Annotated in this window: 17 protein-coding genes; 5 read left to right on the forward strand and 12 right to left on the reverse strand. The window is 46.8% G+C overall.

Annotated elements, in window-relative coordinates; translation table 11 throughout:
* Positions 1-4 precede the first annotated feature (4 nt).
* The 3 genes from ACLWNV_RS12780 to ACLWNV_RS12790 form a co-directional block, all read right to left on the reverse strand.
* Positions 5-1,285, reverse strand: coding sequence for an MFS transporter (locus ACLWNV_RS12780; RefSeq protein ID WP_413584829.1), 1,281 nt, complete (start codon positions 1,283-1,285; stop codon positions 5-7).
* A gap of 146 nt (positions 1,286-1,431) precedes the next feature.
* Entirely contained in the window at positions 1,432-2,631 is a 1,200-nt protein-coding gene (locus tag ACLWNV_RS12785; RefSeq protein WP_413584830.1) for a S1 RNA-binding domain-containing protein, read from the reverse strand.
* A 31-nt stretch (positions 2,632-2,662) separates the two neighbouring features.
* Positions 2,663-4,951 carry a vitamin B12-dependent ribonucleotide reductase gene (locus tag ACLWNV_RS12790; protein ID WP_413584831.1) on the reverse strand — a complete coding sequence of 763 codons (2,289 nt, stop codon included), beginning with the start codon at positions 4,949-4,951 and terminating at the stop codon, positions 2,663-2,665.
* 210 nt (positions 4,952-5,161) lie between these two features.
* On the opposite strand from ACLWNV_RS12790, the gene ACLWNV_RS12795 reads away from it, so the two are divergent.
* The 5 genes from ACLWNV_RS12795 to ACLWNV_RS12815 all read left to right on the forward strand — a co-directional run bounded on the left by ACLWNV_RS12795 (position 5,162) and on the right by ACLWNV_RS12815 (position 10,479).
* A complete protein-coding gene (locus ACLWNV_RS12795) occupies positions 5,162-6,985 on the forward strand; it encodes a hypothetical protein (RefSeq protein WP_413584832.1) in 1,824 nt (607 codons plus the stop codon).
* A 43-nt stretch (positions 6,986-7,028) separates the two neighbouring features.
* On the forward strand, positions 7,029-8,231 hold the full coding sequence (locus ACLWNV_RS12800) for a cysteine desulfurase family protein (protein ID WP_413584833.1): 1,203 nt from the start codon (positions 7,029-7,031) through the stop codon (positions 8,229-8,231).
* Between the two features lie 103 nt (positions 8,232-8,334).
* Positions 8,335-8,661, forward strand: a complete 327-nt coding sequence (locus ACLWNV_RS12805) for a HesB/IscA family protein (protein ID WP_413584834.1) — start codon at positions 8,335-8,337, stop codon at positions 8,659-8,661.
* Between the two features lie 181 nt (positions 8,662-8,842).
* Entirely contained in the window at positions 8,843-9,223 is a 381-nt protein-coding gene (locus ACLWNV_RS12810; RefSeq protein ID WP_413584835.1) for a hypothetical protein, read from the forward strand.
* On the forward strand, positions 9,223-10,479 hold the full coding sequence (locus ACLWNV_RS12815) for a response regulator (protein WP_413584836.1): 1,257 nt from the start codon (positions 9,223-9,225) through the stop codon (positions 10,477-10,479). Before ACLWNV_RS12810 ends, ACLWNV_RS12815 begins: the two co-directional genes overlap by 1 nt.
* Here ACLWNV_RS12815 and ACLWNV_RS12820 read toward each other — a convergent pair.
* The 9 genes from ACLWNV_RS12820 to ACLWNV_RS12860 form a co-directional block, all read right to left on the reverse strand.
* Complete coding sequence (locus ACLWNV_RS12820) at positions 10,472-11,251, reverse strand: alpha/beta fold hydrolase (RefSeq protein WP_413584837.1); 780 nt, start codon at positions 11,249-11,251, stop codon at positions 10,472-10,474. The genes ACLWNV_RS12815 and ACLWNV_RS12820 overlap by 8 nt on opposite strands.
* Positions 11,252-11,397: 146 nt before the next feature.
* Positions 11,398-12,198: a 2Fe-2S iron-sulfur cluster-binding protein gene (locus ACLWNV_RS12825; protein WP_413584838.1), complete on the reverse strand. Its 801-nt coding sequence runs from the start codon at positions 12,196-12,198 to the stop codon at positions 11,398-11,400.
* A 61-nt stretch (positions 12,199-12,259) separates the two neighbouring features.
* Positions 12,260-13,495 carry a tyrosine--tRNA ligase gene (tyrS, locus tag ACLWNV_RS12830; protein WP_413584839.1) on the reverse strand — a complete coding sequence of 412 codons (1,236 nt, stop codon included), beginning with the start codon at positions 13,493-13,495 and terminating at the stop codon, positions 12,260-12,262.
* Positions 13,495-15,060 carry a ribonuclease Y gene (rny, locus tag ACLWNV_RS12835; protein WP_413584840.1) on the reverse strand — a complete coding sequence of 522 codons (1,566 nt, stop codon included), beginning with the start codon at positions 15,058-15,060 and terminating at the stop codon, positions 13,495-13,497. The genes tyrS and rny overlap by 1 nt, the downstream gene beginning before the upstream one ends.
* Before the next feature lie 24 nt (positions 15,061-15,084).
* A complete protein-coding gene (locus tag ACLWNV_RS12840) occupies positions 15,085-15,648 on the reverse strand; it encodes a 5-formyltetrahydrofolate cyclo-ligase (protein ID WP_413584841.1) in 564 nt (187 codons plus the stop codon).
* A gap of 28 nt (positions 15,649-15,676) precedes the next feature.
* On the reverse strand, positions 15,677-15,985 hold the full coding sequence (locus ACLWNV_RS12845; RefSeq protein ID WP_413584842.1) for a cell division protein ZapA: 309 nt from the start codon (positions 15,983-15,985) through the stop codon (positions 15,677-15,679).
* Between the two features lie 111 nt (positions 15,986-16,096).
* Positions 16,097-16,705, reverse strand: coding sequence for a hypothetical protein (locus tag ACLWNV_RS12850; RefSeq protein ID WP_413584843.1), 609 nt, complete (start codon positions 16,703-16,705; stop codon positions 16,097-16,099).
* A gap of 55 nt (positions 16,706-16,760) precedes the next feature.
* Positions 16,761-18,542, reverse strand: coding sequence for a L,D-transpeptidase family protein (locus ACLWNV_RS12855; protein WP_413584844.1), 1,782 nt, complete (start codon positions 18,540-18,542; stop codon positions 16,761-16,763).
* A 151-nt stretch (positions 18,543-18,693) separates the two neighbouring features.
* Positions 18,694-20,406 carry a hypothetical protein gene (locus ACLWNV_RS12860; RefSeq protein ID WP_413584845.1) on the reverse strand — a complete coding sequence of 571 codons (1,713 nt, stop codon included), beginning with the start codon at positions 20,404-20,406 and terminating at the stop codon, positions 18,694-18,696.
* Between the last annotated feature and the right edge of the window lie 109 nt (positions 20,407-20,515).

Consider the following 20,515-nt stretch of genomic DNA (forward strand, 5'->3'; position numbering starts at 1 on the left):
CTCCTTAGTGTCCCAGTGAAGGTTCACCGGGACCCGCAGTTTTATTTCGTGATCCCATCACATCGCGATTAATGAAGTACATCATGTAAACAGTCAGTACCGTGAATCCCACCATGATGTAGCCCACATATTCAAAGTGTTGAATTCGGCCGTCAGCACCTTCAGAAACGATCATCCCGGCAGCGACCGAACCCAAGCCCCCGGCCAACTGCTGAAGTGACGCATTGATGGACATGAAGGCCCCACGACTGGCAGGTGCCGGAATTCCTGACATCAAAGCTTGCGAAGGAATCATGCGCGAGAAAATCCCCACGAACATCAGCGAATTCACCAGCATCAACATTGGTAACGAAGTCAACCCCAGGTTCGTGTAAATCACTGTCATCACGGCTGTCACAATGCTACCGAAAATGAACGTCGGATAACCGCCAATCGCATCACTGATTCTTCCAACGAGTGGTCCCACTAAAATAGATACGCAGCCGGTGACCATGTATAGCAATGGCAAGCTATCCAGCCCGATACCCAAATTATGAACAGTGTAAGCACTTGCAAACGGCATGATCATGTAACCACCCATTGACAAGATTCCCGTCAAAATAAAAGCGAAGCCGTACTTGGGAGTCGCCACCGTGTTCACCAAATGCGTCAGGGCTTTTTTTTCGGTTCGTAAAGCCAAATGGGCTGTAATTGAAGGAAGCTTTGCCCAAATGATAAAGCCCACCGCAGTACTTACCGCCACGATCATCAGAAATGGTGAATGCCATCCCCACTTACTGGAAAGCCACAATCCCAAAGGAAGACCCATGACCTGGCTTGCAGCAAAGGCAGTTTGTAAAATACCCATCACGCGGCCCCGTTGGTGCAACGGGAACAAATCCGTCATGATCGCAAAAACGATGGAACCAATGACTCCCCCGAAAAGTCCGGTGACGATACGGGCTGCCAATAACAGCGGAAAATTAGGTGCCAGCGCACAGAACAATGTCCCTAAAATAAATCCGCAGTAAAAAAACATCAGAAGTTTTTTACGATCAAACTTGTCAGCAAAACCCGCAGTCAGAAAACCCGAGATCGCAGCACTGACGGCATAGCCTGAAACCACCATCCCGAACTGTGAGGGAGAAATTTTCATCGCCGGCATCAGAATCGCCCCCAACGGCGACAGAATCATGAAATCCAGAATGATGGTGAATTGCAGAAACGCCAGCAACGCAATGATCACCCACTGATCGCGACTGAAGGTGGCCTTTTCCTGTTTAATAAAATCGTTGGTAGAGCTCATGTAGTGCCTCTCTGGGGTTGAATGCCATAAAAACAATATTACCCGGGTTTTATTCCAAAAGCAATATCACCCGGGTAAAATAAAAAGCCCCCACCAGACACTGGCAGGGGCTTTAATTCGTTTTAAACTATAATGTGAGCTCGATATTACTTCTTTGGCTTAATTGTCAGGCCCTTCAAAGCATCACCCAAGGAACCAAATCCGCTGCCGGATGCCGGTTGATGAGCTCTCCATGAATGATCTTCGCCCGCACCTGGAACGCCCAGGGAAATCTTTTTGTCTTCGAATTTGATTTCATCAATTTGCACAGCGATATCATCGCCGCGTTTTTTGTTTTCAAATTGTTGACCATCAACATGATCGCGCCATTTGGATTTTGGCAATAGACCCGTGATGCCCGGAGCAATGTTGACGAACAGGCCGTAAGACTCTTTCTTTTCAACTTTGCCGTTCACCACTGTGCCCACTGGGAATTTTGCTGGAACCGAGTTCCAAGGATTACCGTCACCGTCAGCTTGCTTCATAGACAAAGAAATTTTCAACTTGCCGTCAACTTCTTCGATTTTCAAAAGCTTCACAGTCACTGTTTGACCAACAGACACAACCTCTTGCGGACTGTGCACGCGGGACCAGCTAAGTTCAGACAAGTGTACCAAACCTTCCACACCCTGCTCAAGCTCAACAAAGGCACCAAACTTTTCCAGACGCATGATACGACCTTCAAGGATCGCACTTGCTTCATGCTTTTGCATGAACGCGCCTTCGAATTCCGCTTTTTGCAGATCCAAAAGTTTGCGACGGGAAACCACGATGTTGCGTTTATCAAATTGAGTGATCAGGAAATCAAACTTGCGACCCACGTATTCTGAAACATCAGAAACGAAACGGGAATCAATTTGGGAGATCGGACAGAAAGCCGTCTTCCCCTGGATGTTAACACGAAGACCGCCGTTCACCGCTTCAGTCACAGTACCTGTTACCGGTAATTCCATATCATAAGCGTCTTCCAAAGAATCCGTGGAAGCGTTCAACGCACCTTTTTTAGCCAAACGGATCTCGCCACCCTTAGTGGACAAAACCACAACGTCAATCATATCACCCACGTGATATTTAACTTCCTTGTTTTCATCCATAAGGTCTTTAGTGAAGATCATCCCGTCGTTCGGAGTACCTGTGGAAACAAAGGATTCTTCTTTACCAATGGAAAGAATCTCCCCACGAATCTGATCTCCCACAGAAACCCGAGTCTTCAAACCACCTGCTGAGGATTCAGCAAAAAGTGCTTCAAAATCCTCAAATGATTTTCCCGAATCAACATCATCACCAAAAATATCTTTCTTACTCATAATATCTCCAAAAAAAAGCCGCCTTTGGCGACTAGGAACAACCTACAGTGGTTCCACAGTTCGGGCAACGAAAGCACCCACTCGTAAGCACCGTGTCGCTCCCGCATTCAGGGCATTTCATAGTGAATTTTGGGGCCACAGCGGCTTCTGGGTTCTTTTTCTTTACATTCAGCGGTTGACTCAGCTTGCTACCATCCCGGTAAACAGCCACTGCCTTTAGCCCCAGCTCCCAGGATTTAAAGTAAATACCGCCGATGTCCTCTTCTGTTGCCGAGTTCGGTAAGTTAACGGTTTTTGAAATCGCTCCACTAATGAACGGCTGAACCGCCGCCATCATAGTAATATGACTTTCCGGAGACAGAACTCTGCCGCCCGGGGCCGCATTAGCACAATCAAATACCGCCAGATGCTCCTGCTTAAATTGAGGGCATCCCACCAAAGTGTTGTTTTCAGAAACGTAAGCCAAAATCGAATCAATTGAAGCTTCATCGTAATCCAAACTCTGCAATGCGGGCTTAACCGACTGATTGACGATTTGGATTTCTCCGCCGCCTACCAGTTTTTTTAATTTGATCAATGAAAAGTCCGGTTCAATCCCCGTGGTATCACAATCCATCAAAAGACCAATGGTTCCCGTAGGTGCAATCACTGTTGCCTGGGAGTTTCTAAAACCGTGTTTGCCACCGTTAAACACGACAGCCTTCCACAGGTTTTTTGCCGCTTGATTTAAACCTTCCGGCAGATACTTCCATTCAATCTTGCTTAAAGCAGCCTCGTGCATTTTCATCACTTTAAGCATGGGCGCGCGATTCTTTTTAAAACCTGCAAATGCACCTTTGGCGCGGGCCATTTCAGCACTGGTTAGGTAAGCCACTCCGTGCATCAGAGCCGTCAGGGCCCCTGCCCAGGCACGTCCCTCGACGCTGTCATAGGGAATTCCTTTTCGCATCAACAAGCTTCCCAGATTTGCATAGCCCAAACCCAAAGGACGATAATCATGGGAATTCTGCGCAATCTTTTCGGTCGGATAACTGGAATAATCCACCAACACTTCCTGAGCGACAAACAAAGTGCGCGCCGTGTGAATGAATGATTCAAAATCAAAACTGCCATCTGGATTTAAAAATTTCACCAGATTGATCGACGCCAGATTGCAGGCAGAGTCATCCAGAAACATATATTCCGAGCAAGGATTGCTGGAACGAATTTCATCCGTATTGGGGCATGTATGCCATTTGTTGATCGTATCGTGAAACTGAATCCCTGGATCCGCGCACACCCAGGCCGCGTGATTGATTTTGTTCCAAACTTCTGCCGCCGGAACTTCACGCAGGGATTTCCCCGTCACCCGGGAAAGCAGCTTCCAAGGACTCTGCTTTTGCACGGCTTTCATAAATTGATCAGTCACGCGAACCGAGTTATTGGCATTCTGCCCCGAAACAGTTTTATATGCTTCACCTTCAAAGTCGGGGCTTAAACCCGCCTGGATTAAAAGTTTGGCCTTCTGTTCTTCATTCATTTTCCATTCGATAAAATCCAAAACTTCCGGATGATCAATATCGACCACCACCATTTTAGCAGCCCGTCGTGTGGTGCCACCGGATTTGATTGCTCCAGCCCCGCGATCCAGAACTTCTAAAAATGAAATCAAACCCGAGCTGTGACCACCCGAGTTCAACGGTTCATACTTGCTGCGCAAAGTGGAAAAGTTACTGCCGGTTCCGGAACCATATTTGAAAAGTCGCGCTTCATTTTTTGCCAGTTCAAAGATTCCATCAATGGAATCTTCCACGCTTTGGATAAAACAGGCAGAGCACTGCGGACGTTCATAGGCATTCTTAGTCGGCTGAATGGATTTCTTTTTAGCATCAAAGGCGAAATGTTCACTGGGAGAAACAATCTTGTAAGCTTCAAACAATCCCGCATTAAACCAGACAGGACTGTTAAAGGCCGCGCGCTGGGATAGTAAAATATATTTAAGCTCGTGACCAAAAACTTCAGCGTCTTTTTTTGTTTTAAAGTATCCACCCTGTTTCAGAGCCGAGCCGCAAATTCCAGCAACCACTCTGTTTACCACCTGGCGCACCGAAGTTTCGTGCACGGTGCGGGGAACGCCGGATTTGCGGAAGTATTTGCTTGTAGCAATTTCCACTGCCAGCTGTGACCAACCTTCCGGGGCTTCGACATTCTTCATCTGAAAGAAAATATCCCCTTTGCGATTCTTGATTTCGCAGTTGATCTTTTTCCATTTGAACATGTTCTCTGGGTTTTTACCTTCGGGAACAAAAAAGTGTGTGCTGTGCAGTGGTTGATTCTTCATAGGAATATTGTAAGGGAGTTGGGAGTGAAGAGAATCTGGATTACAACACCTAAACAAAGGGCCAGCCCCCTATCCCACATACATACTATGCATCCCAAAGCTTGATTAACTCTTTGCAATTAACCCCATAAAGATTATCTATCCACTGTTTGTTTACAGGGGGGAACCCGTTAAGAAGAAAGTCTCACAATTTTTTAACAGGAACGTGACATGGAACAACAGGTAGAAAAGCGGAAATTGCTGATCATCAAGTCGCACCCACAAAGTCTTGTTCCCGTTGAAAACTTTCTGAAGAACCGTGATTGGGAAATTAAAAGCACCCACAATCTTAAAGAGGCTATGGTCTTTTTGGTTCAAAACCAGCCCCAATTCGTCATGGTCAGTATTGATCATCCAAACAAAAAAGTTCGCAATCTCCCAAAAGTTTTAAGTCAGGCCTTCCCCGTTTGTGTGATCGCTTTTGCTGAACATTCCACAGCGAACTCGGTGAAAGTTTTAAATGACTGCAACTCTGGCTATGCAATTTACCATCCCATCACCGGCCCCGCCGTTGAAAGGATGGTTAACAAATACTTCAAAGATCAATCCGCAAATCCCGCTTCCGCAGCCGCCCAACGCAGCTGGGAAGGTGGTGGCAATGGTTCTGGTGTCATCGCCATTCGCGGCGGTGAAGGTGGCGCGGCCGATGGTGGAGCTGCCACACAAAATTTTCTGGCAAATTTAATGGGTGCACTGGATGGTAACTCTGTTGCCGGTGGTCCCAACAACAGTTTTGCTTCGGGCCTTAATTCCGATTCGATCGCAGCAGTTCAGCCCGGCATGGCTGGATACATTCCTCCCACCTCCCAAGATCCTAACGCCAACGGCATCGCGGGTGGAAATGGTGACAATGGATTTGGTGGGTTCATGGGCGGAGCGAACTCTGGTCAAGAACCAGGAGCCTATGGTTCAGGAATGGGTTCACAAAGTGGCTACCCCAATGGACAAAACGGCGCAATGAACGGCAATGATCCGCAGTTCACAGGTGGAATGAGTTCTCCACACACCAATGGTTACGGTCAAAACGGCCCTGGTGAAACGCAAAACCCCTTCAATCAAAATGGAACAAATCCAACCGGTGCTCCTGGATTTAATGGCTCCCAATCAGGATCACAGGGTTCAGATTCATCGGATCCCAACGATCCAAATTATGATCCCTATGGTGATGCTGGTCCCGGTGCTTATTCAAATCGAAAAAAATCTGAAACGACGTGGGCACCTCTTGAAACTGATGCCAGAAAAAACAATCCACGCAATTCCAAAGTCATCGCTGATGAAGTAGCTAAAGATCCGTCTTCATTAATTTTGCAGGGCACCCGCGAGGCCATGGAAAAATCCTGCTTTATCACAGAAAAGAAAAACAGCATCGAACAACCCACGAACGTGGCCTGCATTCTGGTAGAGTCAGGTCGATTTTCTGGATACTTAGTTGCGGCAATGGCTGAACACTTAACGGTCGATATTCATTTTTTTGAGCAGATTCGCACTCGCCTGTTTAAATTTCTTTCTGAAAACGGCGAAAACATGGAACACAACGAAACCATGCCGATCAAAATCAAACAGGTGCCGTTTGCTGCATGGGCTGTGGAGTATGCTGAATTTTTGCGCAAATCCGTGCATGAGGGTAACGAGGTCGCCATGGCCTTCTTCCCGCGCAGCGACGTAAAAGCCGAGGTTTCCGCCTCTGCCGACGAAGAGATGGCAGCTATCAAAATTCAGGAAATGCGCGAGAACGTTCCCGTGGAATTCAATCTTTACGTATTCCTGCCGCGCAACAACCGTTACGTGCTTTATACGCCAGAAGGTGGTGTCTTCCTGTCTGAACAAAAGAACCGTTTAATCAGTCAGGGGATCACTCATCTGCATGTCTTGCGCATGGAGCTGCAAAATGTGGATAAGTACCGCGCGCAGAACTATCTAAACGACAAAATCGATCAGTATCAGGAGCAAATGGAGAGAGAAGCCGCTACCAATAAGAAATTGTTGGTATCCTAGGATTCCTCTTGACCCCATTCCACGCCCGTTATTAGCTGGGTCCATGGAAATTTCAGCTCAGTCTCACACCGTCGCACAAGCCGTGTCCGATAAAGGACTTTATTTGGATTACAACGCCACGACTCCCGTGGATCCCCAGGTCTATGCGACCATGGAGCCGTACTTTAAAGAGTATTTTGGTAATCCGGCAAGTGTGGCACATCACTGGGGATGGACGGCTGAAAACGGCGTGCAAAAAGCGCGTATGCAAGTGGCTTCCCTTATTGGTGCAAAATCCTCTGAAATCACTTTCACCGCCAGCGCCACTGAATCAAACAACTGGGTGATCTTTGGCTTGATTTCCAAATTGCGCGAAGAAAATCCGACTCAACCAATCCATATGATTACCAGCTGCCTTGAGCACAGCTCTGTCATCAAAGCGATGCAAGCCGCTGAAAAACAAGGTGTCGAAATTGATTTGCTTCCAGTGAACAAATTCGGCCTGGTGGAAATCGAAACTTTGCGTGCTGCGATTAAGCCGCACACAAAACTAATCAGCCTGATCTGGGTGAACAACGAAGTTGGCAGCATCAATCCGATCGTGGAAGCTGCTAAAGTGGCGAAAGAAAATCAGATCCTGTTCCATACAGACGCCACTCAAGCGATTGGAAAAATTCCAGTGAACGTGACTGAAATGGGTATCGACTTGATGTCATTTTCAGCTCACAAGTTTTACGGCCCAAAAGGCTCCGCTGCACTTTTCATTCGTGGCAAAGATCCTAAAGTTCAACTGAATCCCTTCATCTATGGCGGCGGTCAGGAAAAAGGACTTCGCTCGGGCACGTTGAATGTTCCTGCGATTGTGGGCCTGGGAACTGCAGCTGAAATTTGCAAAAACAATCTGACGGCAGAGTCAGAGCGCATGACGGCTCTTCGCAATTTGTTCTGGCAAAAGCTGCAAAGCAAGATTCCTGGCATTCGCCTGAATGGCCATCCTACGAATCGCTCCCCGATTAATTTGAACGTCACTTTACCGGGGATCCGAATTGAATCCCTGGCTAATAAAATTCAAAAATTGGGTGTGAGCACAGGGTCAGCCTGTAGCTCTGGTTCAGTGAGCATCAGTCACGTTCTAAAAGGAATTGGCTTATCCGCTGACGAGGCCGCATGCACTTTGCGTTTAAGCCTGGGTCGCTGGACAACGGAAGACGACATTCAGCGCGCGGCCGAGATCCTTCACGGCGCCATTCCATCTGGAAATGTATAATATTTTCAGTATTTTAGCTTAAGGCTAAGGGCGGATATAATCTGCCCTCCCCTGGGCTTCCCGTTTGTGTTACACTAGACACGAATTTATCCAGGAGACCTTTATGATTAACATTTCCCCAGAAGCTGCTCAAAAACTTGCTGCTCTTAAAAAAGATGAAGGCAAAGACGATGCTGCATTCCTGCGAGTGGAAGTTAAAAAAGGTGGCTGTTCAGGTCTATCCTATAAAATGGATTTCGACACTGCTGCACGCGATGGTGATAAGTTTTTCGAGGCCAACGGTCAAAAGATCGCTGTCGATTCCAACTCCATGTTGTACATCCTGGGCATGACTTTGGAGTACTCCGGCGGATTGAACGGTAAAGGCTTTGTTTTCAACAACCCGAACGCTACGAAACACTGTGGCTGTGGTTCGAGTTTCAACGTTTAAAGCACTTACAAATCAACTCGATACATTCGTGGGAACACTGGACATTTCATTGCGAAATATCCATTTTCCAGACGCACAAGTGTTCTAAAAATTCCTGTTCATTCCGTTTCTACGTCCAGAACTACACAGTTTGTGCTTTAGCAAATTAGGCAAGCCGCCTCAGTTTGTTTAGCATGAATCAATGAGCCAATATTTCCTCGAAATACACAGTCTGCAAAATCTGACGACCGAGTTTGAATTGATTAAAAATCTTAAGGGCAAACCCCTGCAGGTTTTAGAATACTCGGAAAAGTCATTTACGTTCGAAGCAGTTCCCCGCATGTGTGGCTTAGGAACAATTTTAAATTTCGAAGGCAAGTATCACATGCGCGGTCAGAGCATCGAATTTCTGGCTACCGGCAGAGTCACTCGCAGTGAACCTCTGGATCACGGGAACACTTCCAAGTACACCGTTGAACTGCACCGTTTTGATAAAGGCTTGTGGGAAGTTTTCTTAAAAGCCAACCTTCAAGCTCAACAATCAACAGATCTTTTATTCCGATCCATGCGGGAGCTTGAATAATGAAAAATCTGACGGCCCTGATCGTTGATAACTCGTCGTCCTTTGCGAATCTTGCGACCGCTGCCCTTTTGGAAGTTGGACTTACTCCAGAAAACATCTTTACTACCAAGCGCTATTTGGGCGCCCAGGAATATCTGGCCGAGAAAAAGCCGAATCTTTTGATCACAGAATTCACCGTCGATTCCAAATTTGGACTGGAACTGGTCGCAATGCACTCGGCGAACAGCGCTGATAATATTTCAATCATCATGACCCATAACAACTCCACCTCTGCCATTGCTGAAGCGGCGGAAGAGTTGGTCGATGATTACATTGTTAAACCCATTCAAAGTGGTGTCCTTGCCGGGCGCCTGTTAACTTTGATTGAAAGAAAAATTAATCCCAGTGAATACATTAAACACATTCGCGCTGGTAAGCAGGCCTTGTTTGATGGACATCTGGCGGATGCTCACCACAAATTCACTGCAGCTCTTAAGCATCAGGAAAAGCCGACGCTTGCGCACTACTATTTGGGCTATACAAAATTTAAAGCTTTTGAATACCAGTTTGCCAATGACGAATACGTGAAGGGCTTAAAGTTGCAACCCCTGCACTATCGCTGTCTGACTGGAAAATTCGACAGCTACTTTGAACAAAAAGATTTCGGCAATGCCTATAGTGTCGCGAACACGATCATTGATAACTACCCGATCGGTCCCAAGCGCCTGGGGCAGCTTTTCATCGCGGCTGTGTTTTCAGGAAAACTGGATCAGGTGCCGCACTTTTTTCAACTCTTTGCCAGACTTGATCACAAGACAGCAGAACTACGCCATGTTTTTTCGGCAGCCCTTTTTACGGCGGGTCGTTCTAACTTGAATAATAAAGCCTTACAAAAAGCTATCGAGTGCTTTGAGTTAGGTATTCAAGTGGTAGGTGCTGATGTTCAATACATCTCCAAGATCATCAAAGTTCTGCTTCGCGAAGACATTCAAACTGCAAGTCAGGCTGCGCGCTTTCTGCAACAATTTCCTTCGGCAAAAATCGGCTGTAAGGAGTATGAAAATCTGCACTTTCAATTTAACTGCAAAACCATGCCCCTGGCAAAAATTCTGGACCAGGGCAGAAAGATGGCTGCACAAAACCGCATGGATGAAGAGTCTTATCAGATGTTCATCAATATTCTGAATAAAGAAAATAAAACCGTGCTGGCCGAAGACATCCTGGCAAAATACCAAAGTGCTTATCCAAAACAAACCAAGAAAGTTGAAACTATTTAGCGATTTTCCGTGTGGATGGTTGCGTGTGCAGGAATTCCAGCAAATGCCCGGCGACGATGTCGGGCTTGGATTTGATAGCTATGTGCCCGGCTCCCTGCAGGATTACCAGGTCTTCGCATCCCAAATGCTGCGCGAACTTTAAATACGCATCCTGATTAAACAGCAAATCACTGTCATCAAAGATCAAACGGCATTCACCGCGATAATGGAAAAGTTTTTTATTCCACGTCTGCCAGTCCTCGGACCGTAGAATCCACGCAAAGCGATGAATCATGTGAGCCACCAATTGCAGCTTTCGGCCGCGCAGTCGCTCCAGGGAAATCGCGCCTTCAGCCCGCTCGTCACGGAATATGTGAGCCGCCTTTTTTAGGAAGCTTGTGCCCATCGGAGTCGACAACATGACGTAAATGCTTTTTAGATTCAGAGGAATGGAGAAAAAGAAACGCAGCTCTTTTAAAAGGAAATTCTTTACCGGGTCCGTGACCATGGGATTAATCAAGGCCACTTTTTCCACAAGATGAGGATGCTGAGTCGCCAGGGCCCAACTTAAGGCTCCCCCGTAACTTAAGCCTGCCAAATGCACGCGCTGGTGGGGGAAATGCTCTTGAATGAATTTCGCCAACACTTCCACCTGCACGGTGAAAAAGAGTTTGTCTGAGCTCATATAGAGATGGGTTAAGTTTGGAATAATCACCCGATAGTGGGACTCCATCTGAGAAGCTACTGCTTCCCAATGGTGAATACTTCCTCCGTAACCGTGAAGAAGAATCAATATGGGCCCCTGCCCTCGTTCTCTGAAAGTGATCTTATGAGACATCCTTCAGTCTTATCGGCATACAGCATATGTCATGCACTAGACCTTCAGCCAATTAATTAACTAATGGTGAGGATGTCGCCCAGATGGAAAGCAAGCCTAAGTTATTGCTTAGGCTTATTTTGGTTCTGGTTGTTTTGCTGATTCTGCGGGCGAGCTTGTTGCTGATTCTGATTCTGCTGCTTTTGTTGATTCGGCTGATTGTGCTGGCGATTCTGATTTTGTCCGCCACCGCCGCCTTTTTGTTTTTGCTGCTGCTTTTGCTGGTTTTGCGCATTTTGCGGTTTAGGCTGCTGCTGCTTAGCTTGTTGTTGCTGCTTTTGCTGCTGACCTTGCTGACCGCCGCCTTGCTTTTGACGGTTTTGATTTTGTTGATTCTGTTTTTGCTTATGCTGGTGCTGTTGTTGGTTCTGATTTCTGCCCTGCTGTTGTTGGGGGCGTTCAGATTGTGGCGCACCTGTCGCCTCGGAACCAACTTCTGTAGTTGAACTGCCAGCAGCTGCGGCTGCAGCCTCGTCAACCTTGGCATCCAAAAGCATTGTATCATTAACCGCTTTGGATTCCATTTGCTTGCTGGTACGGAAACCTCTGATTTTTTTAGTCTGATTTTCGGCGCGATCCACTTGCTCGGTTAAATCCACAGTCACATCACCAAAGCAACGAACCTGGCAGCTTAAACGACGACCATCAATGAAATAACTTGTACCGATCAGGCTTAGTTCTGCTTTACCCGGAGGCAAAACATTATTGTCTCCCTCTTTAATACGAACGCGGCACTCAGCGCAGCTTGGAACACCTTTACAGATAGAGCGGATCTCAAGCTTGTTTTCCGTCGCAATTTGCAAAAGGGACTTATCTGGAGTTCCTTCAACTTCGATATTTTGCGGAAGAAATTTAATTTTCATACTTGCGATCCTCTATCTCGTTTCAACGCTGCATACCCAAGGTAACAGCGTATCTTTTGGTCTAAACCAATTTCACCTTTGCGAATTTGGTTTTGCTGCCTTTAACGACTTTTCCGTCGATGTCAGCAGCAGACAGCTTCTGTTTGCCGTCCGCGATTTTTTTGCCGTCGATTTGCACGGCACCACCTTGAACCATGCGGTTGCCTTCACTATTGGAAGCCGCAAAGTTCAATTTAACTAACAACTGAGCGACACCAAGGCCGTCAGCAGGAATAAATACTTTTTCAATTTCAACCGTCGGAATATCGTCAGGTAAACCTTTGTCGACGAAGATGCGGTTGAATTCGTCTTCTGCTGCCTGAGCTGCTTCCGCCGAATGGAAACGTCTGATGATGAATTTTGCCAATTCAACTTTCACCGTGCGCGGATGTTTTTTCTTATCCGTCACATCCTGTTTAAGCTGAGCCAGTTCACTGGCAGTGATATCGGTCAAAAGCTCGTACCAACGATACATCAAATCGTCAGAGATCTTCATCGTTTTACCGAACATATCCTTAGGAGTGTCGACAACAGAAATATAGTTATCCAAAGACTTGGACATCTTATTCACGCCGTCGATACCTTCAAGAATCGGCATCGTCAAAACACACTGCGGTTCCTGACCGTAAGCGGTTTGCATTGCACGACCCACAAGAAGATTGAACTTCTGATCCGTACCACCCAACTCGACATCGGCTTTCAAAGCCACTGAATCGTAACCCTGAGTCAGCGGATACAGGAATTCGTGAATCGCAATCGGCGTTCCCGCGCGGTAACGTTTCGTGAAATCATCACGCTCAAGCATTTGCGCCACAGTATACTGGGCTGCCATCTTGATGAATTCACCCGGAGTCATTTTCCCGATCCAGGACGAGTTGTAAACAATCTCAGTCTTGTTCGGATCAAGGATTTTAAAAATTTGTTTCGCGTAAGTACGACCGTTTTCCTCGATCTCTTCGCGAGAAAGAACCGGACGAGTCGTGCTCTTGCCAGTAGGATCCCCGATCGTCGCCGTAAAGTCGCCGATCAAAAAAATCACATGGTGGCCCAGATCCTGAAACGTCTTAAGCTTATTAATAACAACTGTGTGCCCGATATGAATATCCGGGCGAGTGGGATCCGCACCCAACTTAATTCGAAGCGGAGTGCCTGTTTCTTTAGAGCGTTTAAGTTTCTTCAACATCTCTTCGTCGTTGATGAACTCAGCCACTCCAAATTTAATTCTCTCAAGCTGTTCTTTAGGATCCAAAAAACTCATTAGCGTGCATGCTCCACAGATCTAGTTTCACGAACCACAGTCACTTTGATTTGGCCAGCTTGCGGAACTTCGCGTTCGATCTTACGGGCGATATCACGGGACAACATCACCGCCTGGTCATCTGTTACTTTTGCAGACTCAACCAGAACGCGAACGTCTTTACCTGCTTGCAGAGCCAATGTCTTCAACACGCCATCAAAGCTGTTACCGATGGATTCAAGATCTTCCAAGCGGTGGATGAAAGAATCCATTTGTGGACGACGAGCACCCGGACGCGCGCTCGACAGGATATAAGCCGCGTGAACAATCCAAGCCAGGATGGAATGAGGTTTTTCCTCTTCATCGTGGGCGCGGATTGCGTGACATACGTCTTCGGATTCAGAATATTTTTTAGCGGCCTCAGCACCTACAGTTGCGTAGCTGCCTTCAACCGTATGATCAATCGCTTTACCGATGTTATGAAGCAAACCTGCACGGCGAGCCAGCTTCACGCTTACGCCCAACTCACCTGCCAGAAGGCCTGCGATGTTTGCAACTTCAAGGGCCTGGTTCAAAGCATTTTGACCCTGGTAGTTACGGTATTTCAAACCACCGATGATTTTGATTAATTCTGGGTGCATGTTCGCAATACCCAGTTCCATCACGTGGCGCTCGCCCTCTTCTTTGATGGCTTTCATCAGCTCGTTACGCTGCTTTTCCACAACCTCTTCGATACGTGCTGGATGCACGCGACCGTCTTCCATCAATTTCTCGATAGTACGGCGGGCAAGTTCACGGCGAACCGGATCGAAACCAGAGATAACCACGGCTTCCGGAGTATCGTCGACGATCAAGTCCACGCCACAGTGAGCTTCCAAAGTTCTGATGTTACGACCCTCACGACCGATGATTTTACCTTTCATCTCGTCGTTCGGAAGCGCCAAAACGCTGACAGTTCTTTCAGAAGTGAATTCAGACGCGAAACGGGACAACGCTGTTGCCAGGATGCGTTTTGCTTTAACTTCAGATTCTTTTTGCGCTTGTTCTTCGATTTGGGTGATTTTCTTGGACGCTTCAATTTTAGCTTCGTCTTCAATTGCAGATAGCAACTGACGTTTTGCTTCGTCCTGGGACATACCTGCCACAGATTCCAATTTCAGCTTCAAATCGCCAATTTGTGATTCGCCTTTTTTCTCAAGCTCTTTCACGCGGTTTTCAGAGATCGCGATTTTTTCCTCGCGGTCTTTCAGAGTGTTCAGGTAACGCTCGTTCTCTTCCATCTTTTGTTTGAACTGCTGTTCGATTTCTTTTAAGCGGCGATCCAATTGAGACTCTTTGTTCTTCAATGTGGAATTTTGCTTATGAATGTCGGCCTCAACATTTTTGCGGGCGCGGGCTTCAAAGTCCTTAGAGCGAGTTTCAGAATCTTTCTTGATTTTCGTCGCTTCAGACTTGGCCTTGTTAACGATACGTTCTGCTTCAATGCGTGCAGATTTTTTGCTGTTGTTGTCCTGGATACGTTTCACCATGAAAACAGCGACACCGCCCAAAATTAAACAGATAATGGCTGTGATTAAAATTTCCATCTCTTCCTTTTCTCCTAATGGGTCCTAGTGGACCTCAAACTGCTGGCAAACCAGGATGCCTGACTCAGTGATAAGATAATCCATCTTCTGATCATGCTCTTCCATGGGTAGCGTCTGTTCTGAAATTTGAAAATCAAAACAGACCCCGACCTTGACTCCGTTAAAGTGAGCGAGGGTTTTGTCATAAAAGCCCTTGCCCTTACCAAGGCGGTTGCCATTCTTATTAAAAACTAAACCGGGAATCAGCAGGCCGTGAATGCCCTTAAGATCAATGATAGCGGAGTTGGGATCAGGCTCCAAAACGCCAAATGCGCCTTGGCTGAAACCTGATGCAAAACAAAACTCAAGCTCAGTGCCCTTGATACGGGGAAATACCCAATCAATGTGTTCGATCTGAAAGATCCCATCCACACTGGCTTCTTGAGCGAGGGAGCGATACGCACCCCAACATCCGTTCTGCTTCGACATAAAGTCTTGCAGAAATACATTCAACTGCTGCTGGTTTTGAACAAGACCTTGCGCAAACTCTTGGGCGCAAAGAGATTTATAAAAGGAACGACATTCCTGTTTAGAGCTCCAAGAGGACATGGACACTCCAAGAGAGTTACAATCAAAGTTAGTTGTTCAAAACCTTGTTGTTCTTGGAATTTTCGAGTTCCAAAGAAAGCTGCATCGTCTTTTCCTCGATTTTGTCGAGTTCACGTTGCGCTTTTCTTTTCAAAAGGATGAGTTCTTCCGCGATATTCATTGCTGTCAACACAGCGGCATTTTGGAAAGAACCGTTTTTAGTAACGGCCATAGCTTGATTCATTTTGTTATTAACAAAGTCGACGAGTTCCTGAACTGTGGCATCGTCATGAGAGGATCTAAGTTTGTACGGGACTCCTGCAATGAGGAAATTGAAGTTCTTTTTCTCAGCAGTCACCGTGTCTCCTCTTTCAATCGCTAATGGGGCTAAACCTTTTAAAACTCTAGATAAAAACCTAGAACAACACTACGAAAATTATAGCTATAACGATCAGCGCTATTCAACAGTTTATTTCTTGGTGCAAGTGCAAATAATCCCCAGTTGAGGCTCGCTTGCGCACGCCAGACTGCGCTTTCGCGACGGTCCCTCTAAATTGAACTCGGTCACTTCCTTGAAGTTCCGCTTGTAGGTCGCAGTGACTCCATTCAGCTTTGTGTCATGATAAGAGTATTCATCACTCTTGATCTTCGCATGTAAGAGGAAGTTATTGATGATCTCTTGCTTGGGATTGGTGCGTTGATTTTTCGTAAGTGCCATATCTGTGAGCACTCCGTCGGCAGCGACCTTTTGCAAAGTCAGCTCAGTTTTCTGATTCTTCCCTGCGGGTCCCGCGGTCTTTAAGGTAAGAATCATCGCATCCTGATCTGCATCCAAATATGAGATCTTTCTTTGACGCAGCTGCGAGCGAATGGTCACGATCTTCTCGTCTGCGAACTCTTTAAGCTTTGTCAGGTCGACCTTGAAGGCCAAAGAATCATCCTTCAGTTCCGGGAAACACTTGATCAGGTTTTCATAGGAAACCGACACGGGCTTAGCCGAACTCGTTGGCAACGGCGTCCCCACCTGGGCCTGCGCATGGAGTGTCCATAAAAAAACAAAAGGGATGATTCTCTTCATCCCTTTATCGAAACACAGATTTTGTTTGCCGCCAATTACTTCCGTAAACAAGAGCTTAGAAGTCGCCGTTGTTTTTGGGATCAGCCAGCGCCGCTTTGATTTTTTCGTCCTGACCGTAAACGTCGTCGGCAAAACGAACTTCACCGCGTGGACCCACCTCTGTCGTCAAATATTGAATATAGACAGTCATCGGTCTTTTCAAAGTTTCAGAGAAAGTCTTACCCGGAGGCATCTGCGCATTCTGTGGAACCAGCGTGTTGATTTTCTCTAAGGAGTAGCCTTTATCAGCCAGCAAGTAAGCGGCGAACTCTTTCGGTTTTTCCAAACGGATACACCCTGAACTTCCATGGCGATTGGTCGTGCTAAATAAATTACGCTCGTTCGTGTCGTGCATAAAGATGGCTTTGTTATTTCTAACCAACGGGAACTTCACCACACCCAAAGCATTATTATAATCAGGCATCTGAACGATTGTATAAGTGCTGACGAATGCTTCCTCGGTGATGTTTTTAAAATCCACAGTCATCGGATCCACTTCGGTCTTGCCTCTTAGAAGCTTCATATTGTGTTTACCCAGGTATCCTGCGTCTGCTCTTAGCGTTGGTAATTTATCTTTGACTGCAATCGAGCTTGGCACGGTCCACGTTGGGTTGAAATTCACATAACGAATTTCATCAATCATCAGCGGAGTCTGGCGCACGTCTTTACCATTGATGGTTTTAAACTGCATCTTTTCAAGTTCGGCCGGGGACAGTCTTTCATCGTGCAAACGGAACTCCGTCATTGCAAGATTCACGAACACATAGCGATCGCCCAGTTTTCTTGGCAACCAGCGAAGGCGTTCCATATTTACACTTAATTGATCGATGCGCTCCTCGACCGGTACGTTTAGGTAACGCAAAACTTTTGAAACTTTGCCGCCAATGATCCCGTCATTTTCAAGATCACTGAGCTGCTGAAAGCGGCGCAGGGCTTTTCCGAAGCTATCGTCATAAACCTGATTATTCAGATCACCGACTTCATATCCGAACAATTTCAAACGATTTCTGATCTGCGGAATGATCTGGTGACTGATACCAGGCTCGATCTGCACACCCGGAGCAGCAATCTGCGACCAGCCGCCTGCAAGCTTAACCCGGCGGTAGTAATTTAGAAGAGTCATCAGACCTTTATAGTTTGCGGATTCCGGAGCAAAGCGATCCATCAATTCCTGCAAACGGCCCTCATTGCTGACAGCGTGGTTTAAAGCATTATAGGTTTTATCGTTAATTACCCGAGGACCCAGAATGATTTTTTCATCGATTTTTCTTGGATCAAAACGGCCCACGAAAATGTGCTGCGTATAACGCAAAAAAGCCTCTGTCGCCAAAAGCTCAAACCAGATGGCATCTCTTGGGGAAGCCATGGTTGAACGAAGATAGTCTTCCAGTTTTTGATCCCAATAACCACGGGAAACGTAGGTCCATTTTTCAACCGTGGTACCACCCTCTTTCACCGCTACTTTTTCCATAGTAGTTGGCAAACCATGACGATAAGCGACCAATAGCATACGACGCAATTCAGTGGAAATCGGCGCAGGACGGCCTTGGAAATTAATCCAGATAGGCTCGTAGCCACGTTGAGAATAAAGCTTCTTCATCATATCAGTGTGAAGAAAGAACTGGTAATTCGCCATGCTCCCCAATTGGGAAGTGGGATCAGTCACAGCCGCTTTAATGGAAGCAGAATAATTGGGATAAGTGATGTCCTGAGCATTACTAAACAACGGAAACAACAAAATGATTCCGATGGCGATCAGTAGTACTTCATTGAAATTGATATAATCTTTTAATTTCATAGGGTGCCTCACTCACCCTATTACTTCCAACATTTATGCCAGATCAGAGCCAAATTGAAGGATCTGAACCGCAATATACGCACCGGTGACGGTTTTTGATATGAACTGACTGAATAATGCCGTCTCAATTTGAGACGGCATTTCTGATGACCTAACGACGTGTTCCCGTTTGCAGGAAGCGCACGATATCCACATCAGGCGGATTCGCCACACCCACTCCCGGTTTTGGCCCGGTTAGTTCTCCCAAGGAATAATCCATGCGGGCATCGTAAGTGCGATCTGTTTGATAGCGCAACCAGCGTTCAGCTGCGTACCATGCGCGTTTATTTTGATTGTCACGGCAGCTTGCCAGTTCTTGTTGGGTCTTAGCTCCCCAGCGAAGTTCTGCACAGTGATAAGGGTCAAAGCTCATGTCAAAAACCCGTTGGCGAGCCTGATCCAAGTTCATCGGAACGCTGACGCCAGAGCTGTTGCGGTAAGCAAATTGACAGCTGGCGGATTCACGCTGATACATCGCCAGCAAATCGCCGCGCAAGTTGTTCCCGTGGTAAATGATCGTTGGATCACCGACGGAGTGGCGTTGCACCATGCTGCGAATTTGAACCAGTAAATTTGCAAATGAAACCTTCAAACGCGCATCACGCGAAGGCGAAGCCCACTGCTCCCACTCCCCTGTCGTTCCGTAAATATTGTAAGGCAGGCGCTCGGGGTGAGGTTTGTTTTGCACACCTGACTGCAGTGCCACATCTACAGCCTGCACACGGTCTTTCAAATTCACACAAAGATCACGCAACATCACCTGCATGTCGACCAGCGGATCAATACGCAATTCACCATTAGCCATCATGATGCGCAGGTATTCGTAATAATCCACCGCGCGACCGTTATAGATGAACTCGCCCTTGCTCCATTTTCCGTCAGGATCGGGCTTCGTGCCAAAGAACTGTTCCAGCGAATAATATGGCAGCGTCGTGTTTTTGGCGCCGACCACACGACCACCGACATAGGCTCCCGTTGAATCCTTTTTCGCATCCACCAACGTCAACGGACGGAAGTTTTTAAATCCCGCTCCTTGATATGGATTGCTGCGTTCGAATTTTGGATTGTACATACCTGACGTCAAAGTGTTGTCAGGGTGAGAGTCGATATAATAAATTTGACCATCTGAAGTGATCTTATAGATCACGGCAACATGTCCATTCGGATCATAGATCACAGTGCCTGGTCTGACGCTGTATCTGGAAAGTTTAACTGGATAAAAATCCGCATACATCTTTCCATCCTCAGTCCCCATCATGCGGAAAGTGGCAGAAAGTGTGGTGTTCGTAATCGTACCGTTTAACAGAGAAACAGCGTTTGGATAGCGAGTTGCCAACATCAGGTTTCCGAAATCAAAATCCTCGATGTTATAAATAAAGGCGCGACGGTTGCGACCATTGCCCGCGATAACGTCAAAGCGTCCCGTCACATAGTTTCCTTGTGGCGTATACCGAATGTCACCGGTATTTCCTGCTACTGGGCGAGCACTCACCCGGCTGGCCACCGACATTGGCAAACCATTCTTCCACGCAAAATACGAGCGTAAAAAGTAAGGCAAATCCGCGCAGTCTGCGTAATAAACTAGTCCTGCGGGGTCTGAAGAATAATACGGGTTGGCATTACTCTTAAGGCAATTTTTCACCGTGTCACACTGGCGATTTTCTACCGCAGCACCTAGCTGAGCGACGAATCTGCCAAAGTTTTCCTCGTCTTGCGCCGACCATTGCGTTTTGGTGACTCGCCAATCGGTCCTGGCAAAAATATTAAACTGCGCGTGGCCTAATGCAGGCAACAACAGACAACAAAGGCCCAAAATCCATTTCATGAAACCTCCAGAAGTACCTTGAGGCACTTATTACAATTGAACAAATTTCAAGCGCCGCCATCCTCAGTTTGTGGTATGACGTCGCCAGTTTGTAATTAATGCAGGTCAT

This window comes from Bdellovibrio sp. HCB274 (assembly GCF_047306075.1).
In the GTDB taxonomy this organism is placed as follows: domain Bacteria; phylum Bdellovibrionota; class Bdellovibrionia; order Bdellovibrionales; family Bdellovibrionaceae; genus Bdellovibrio.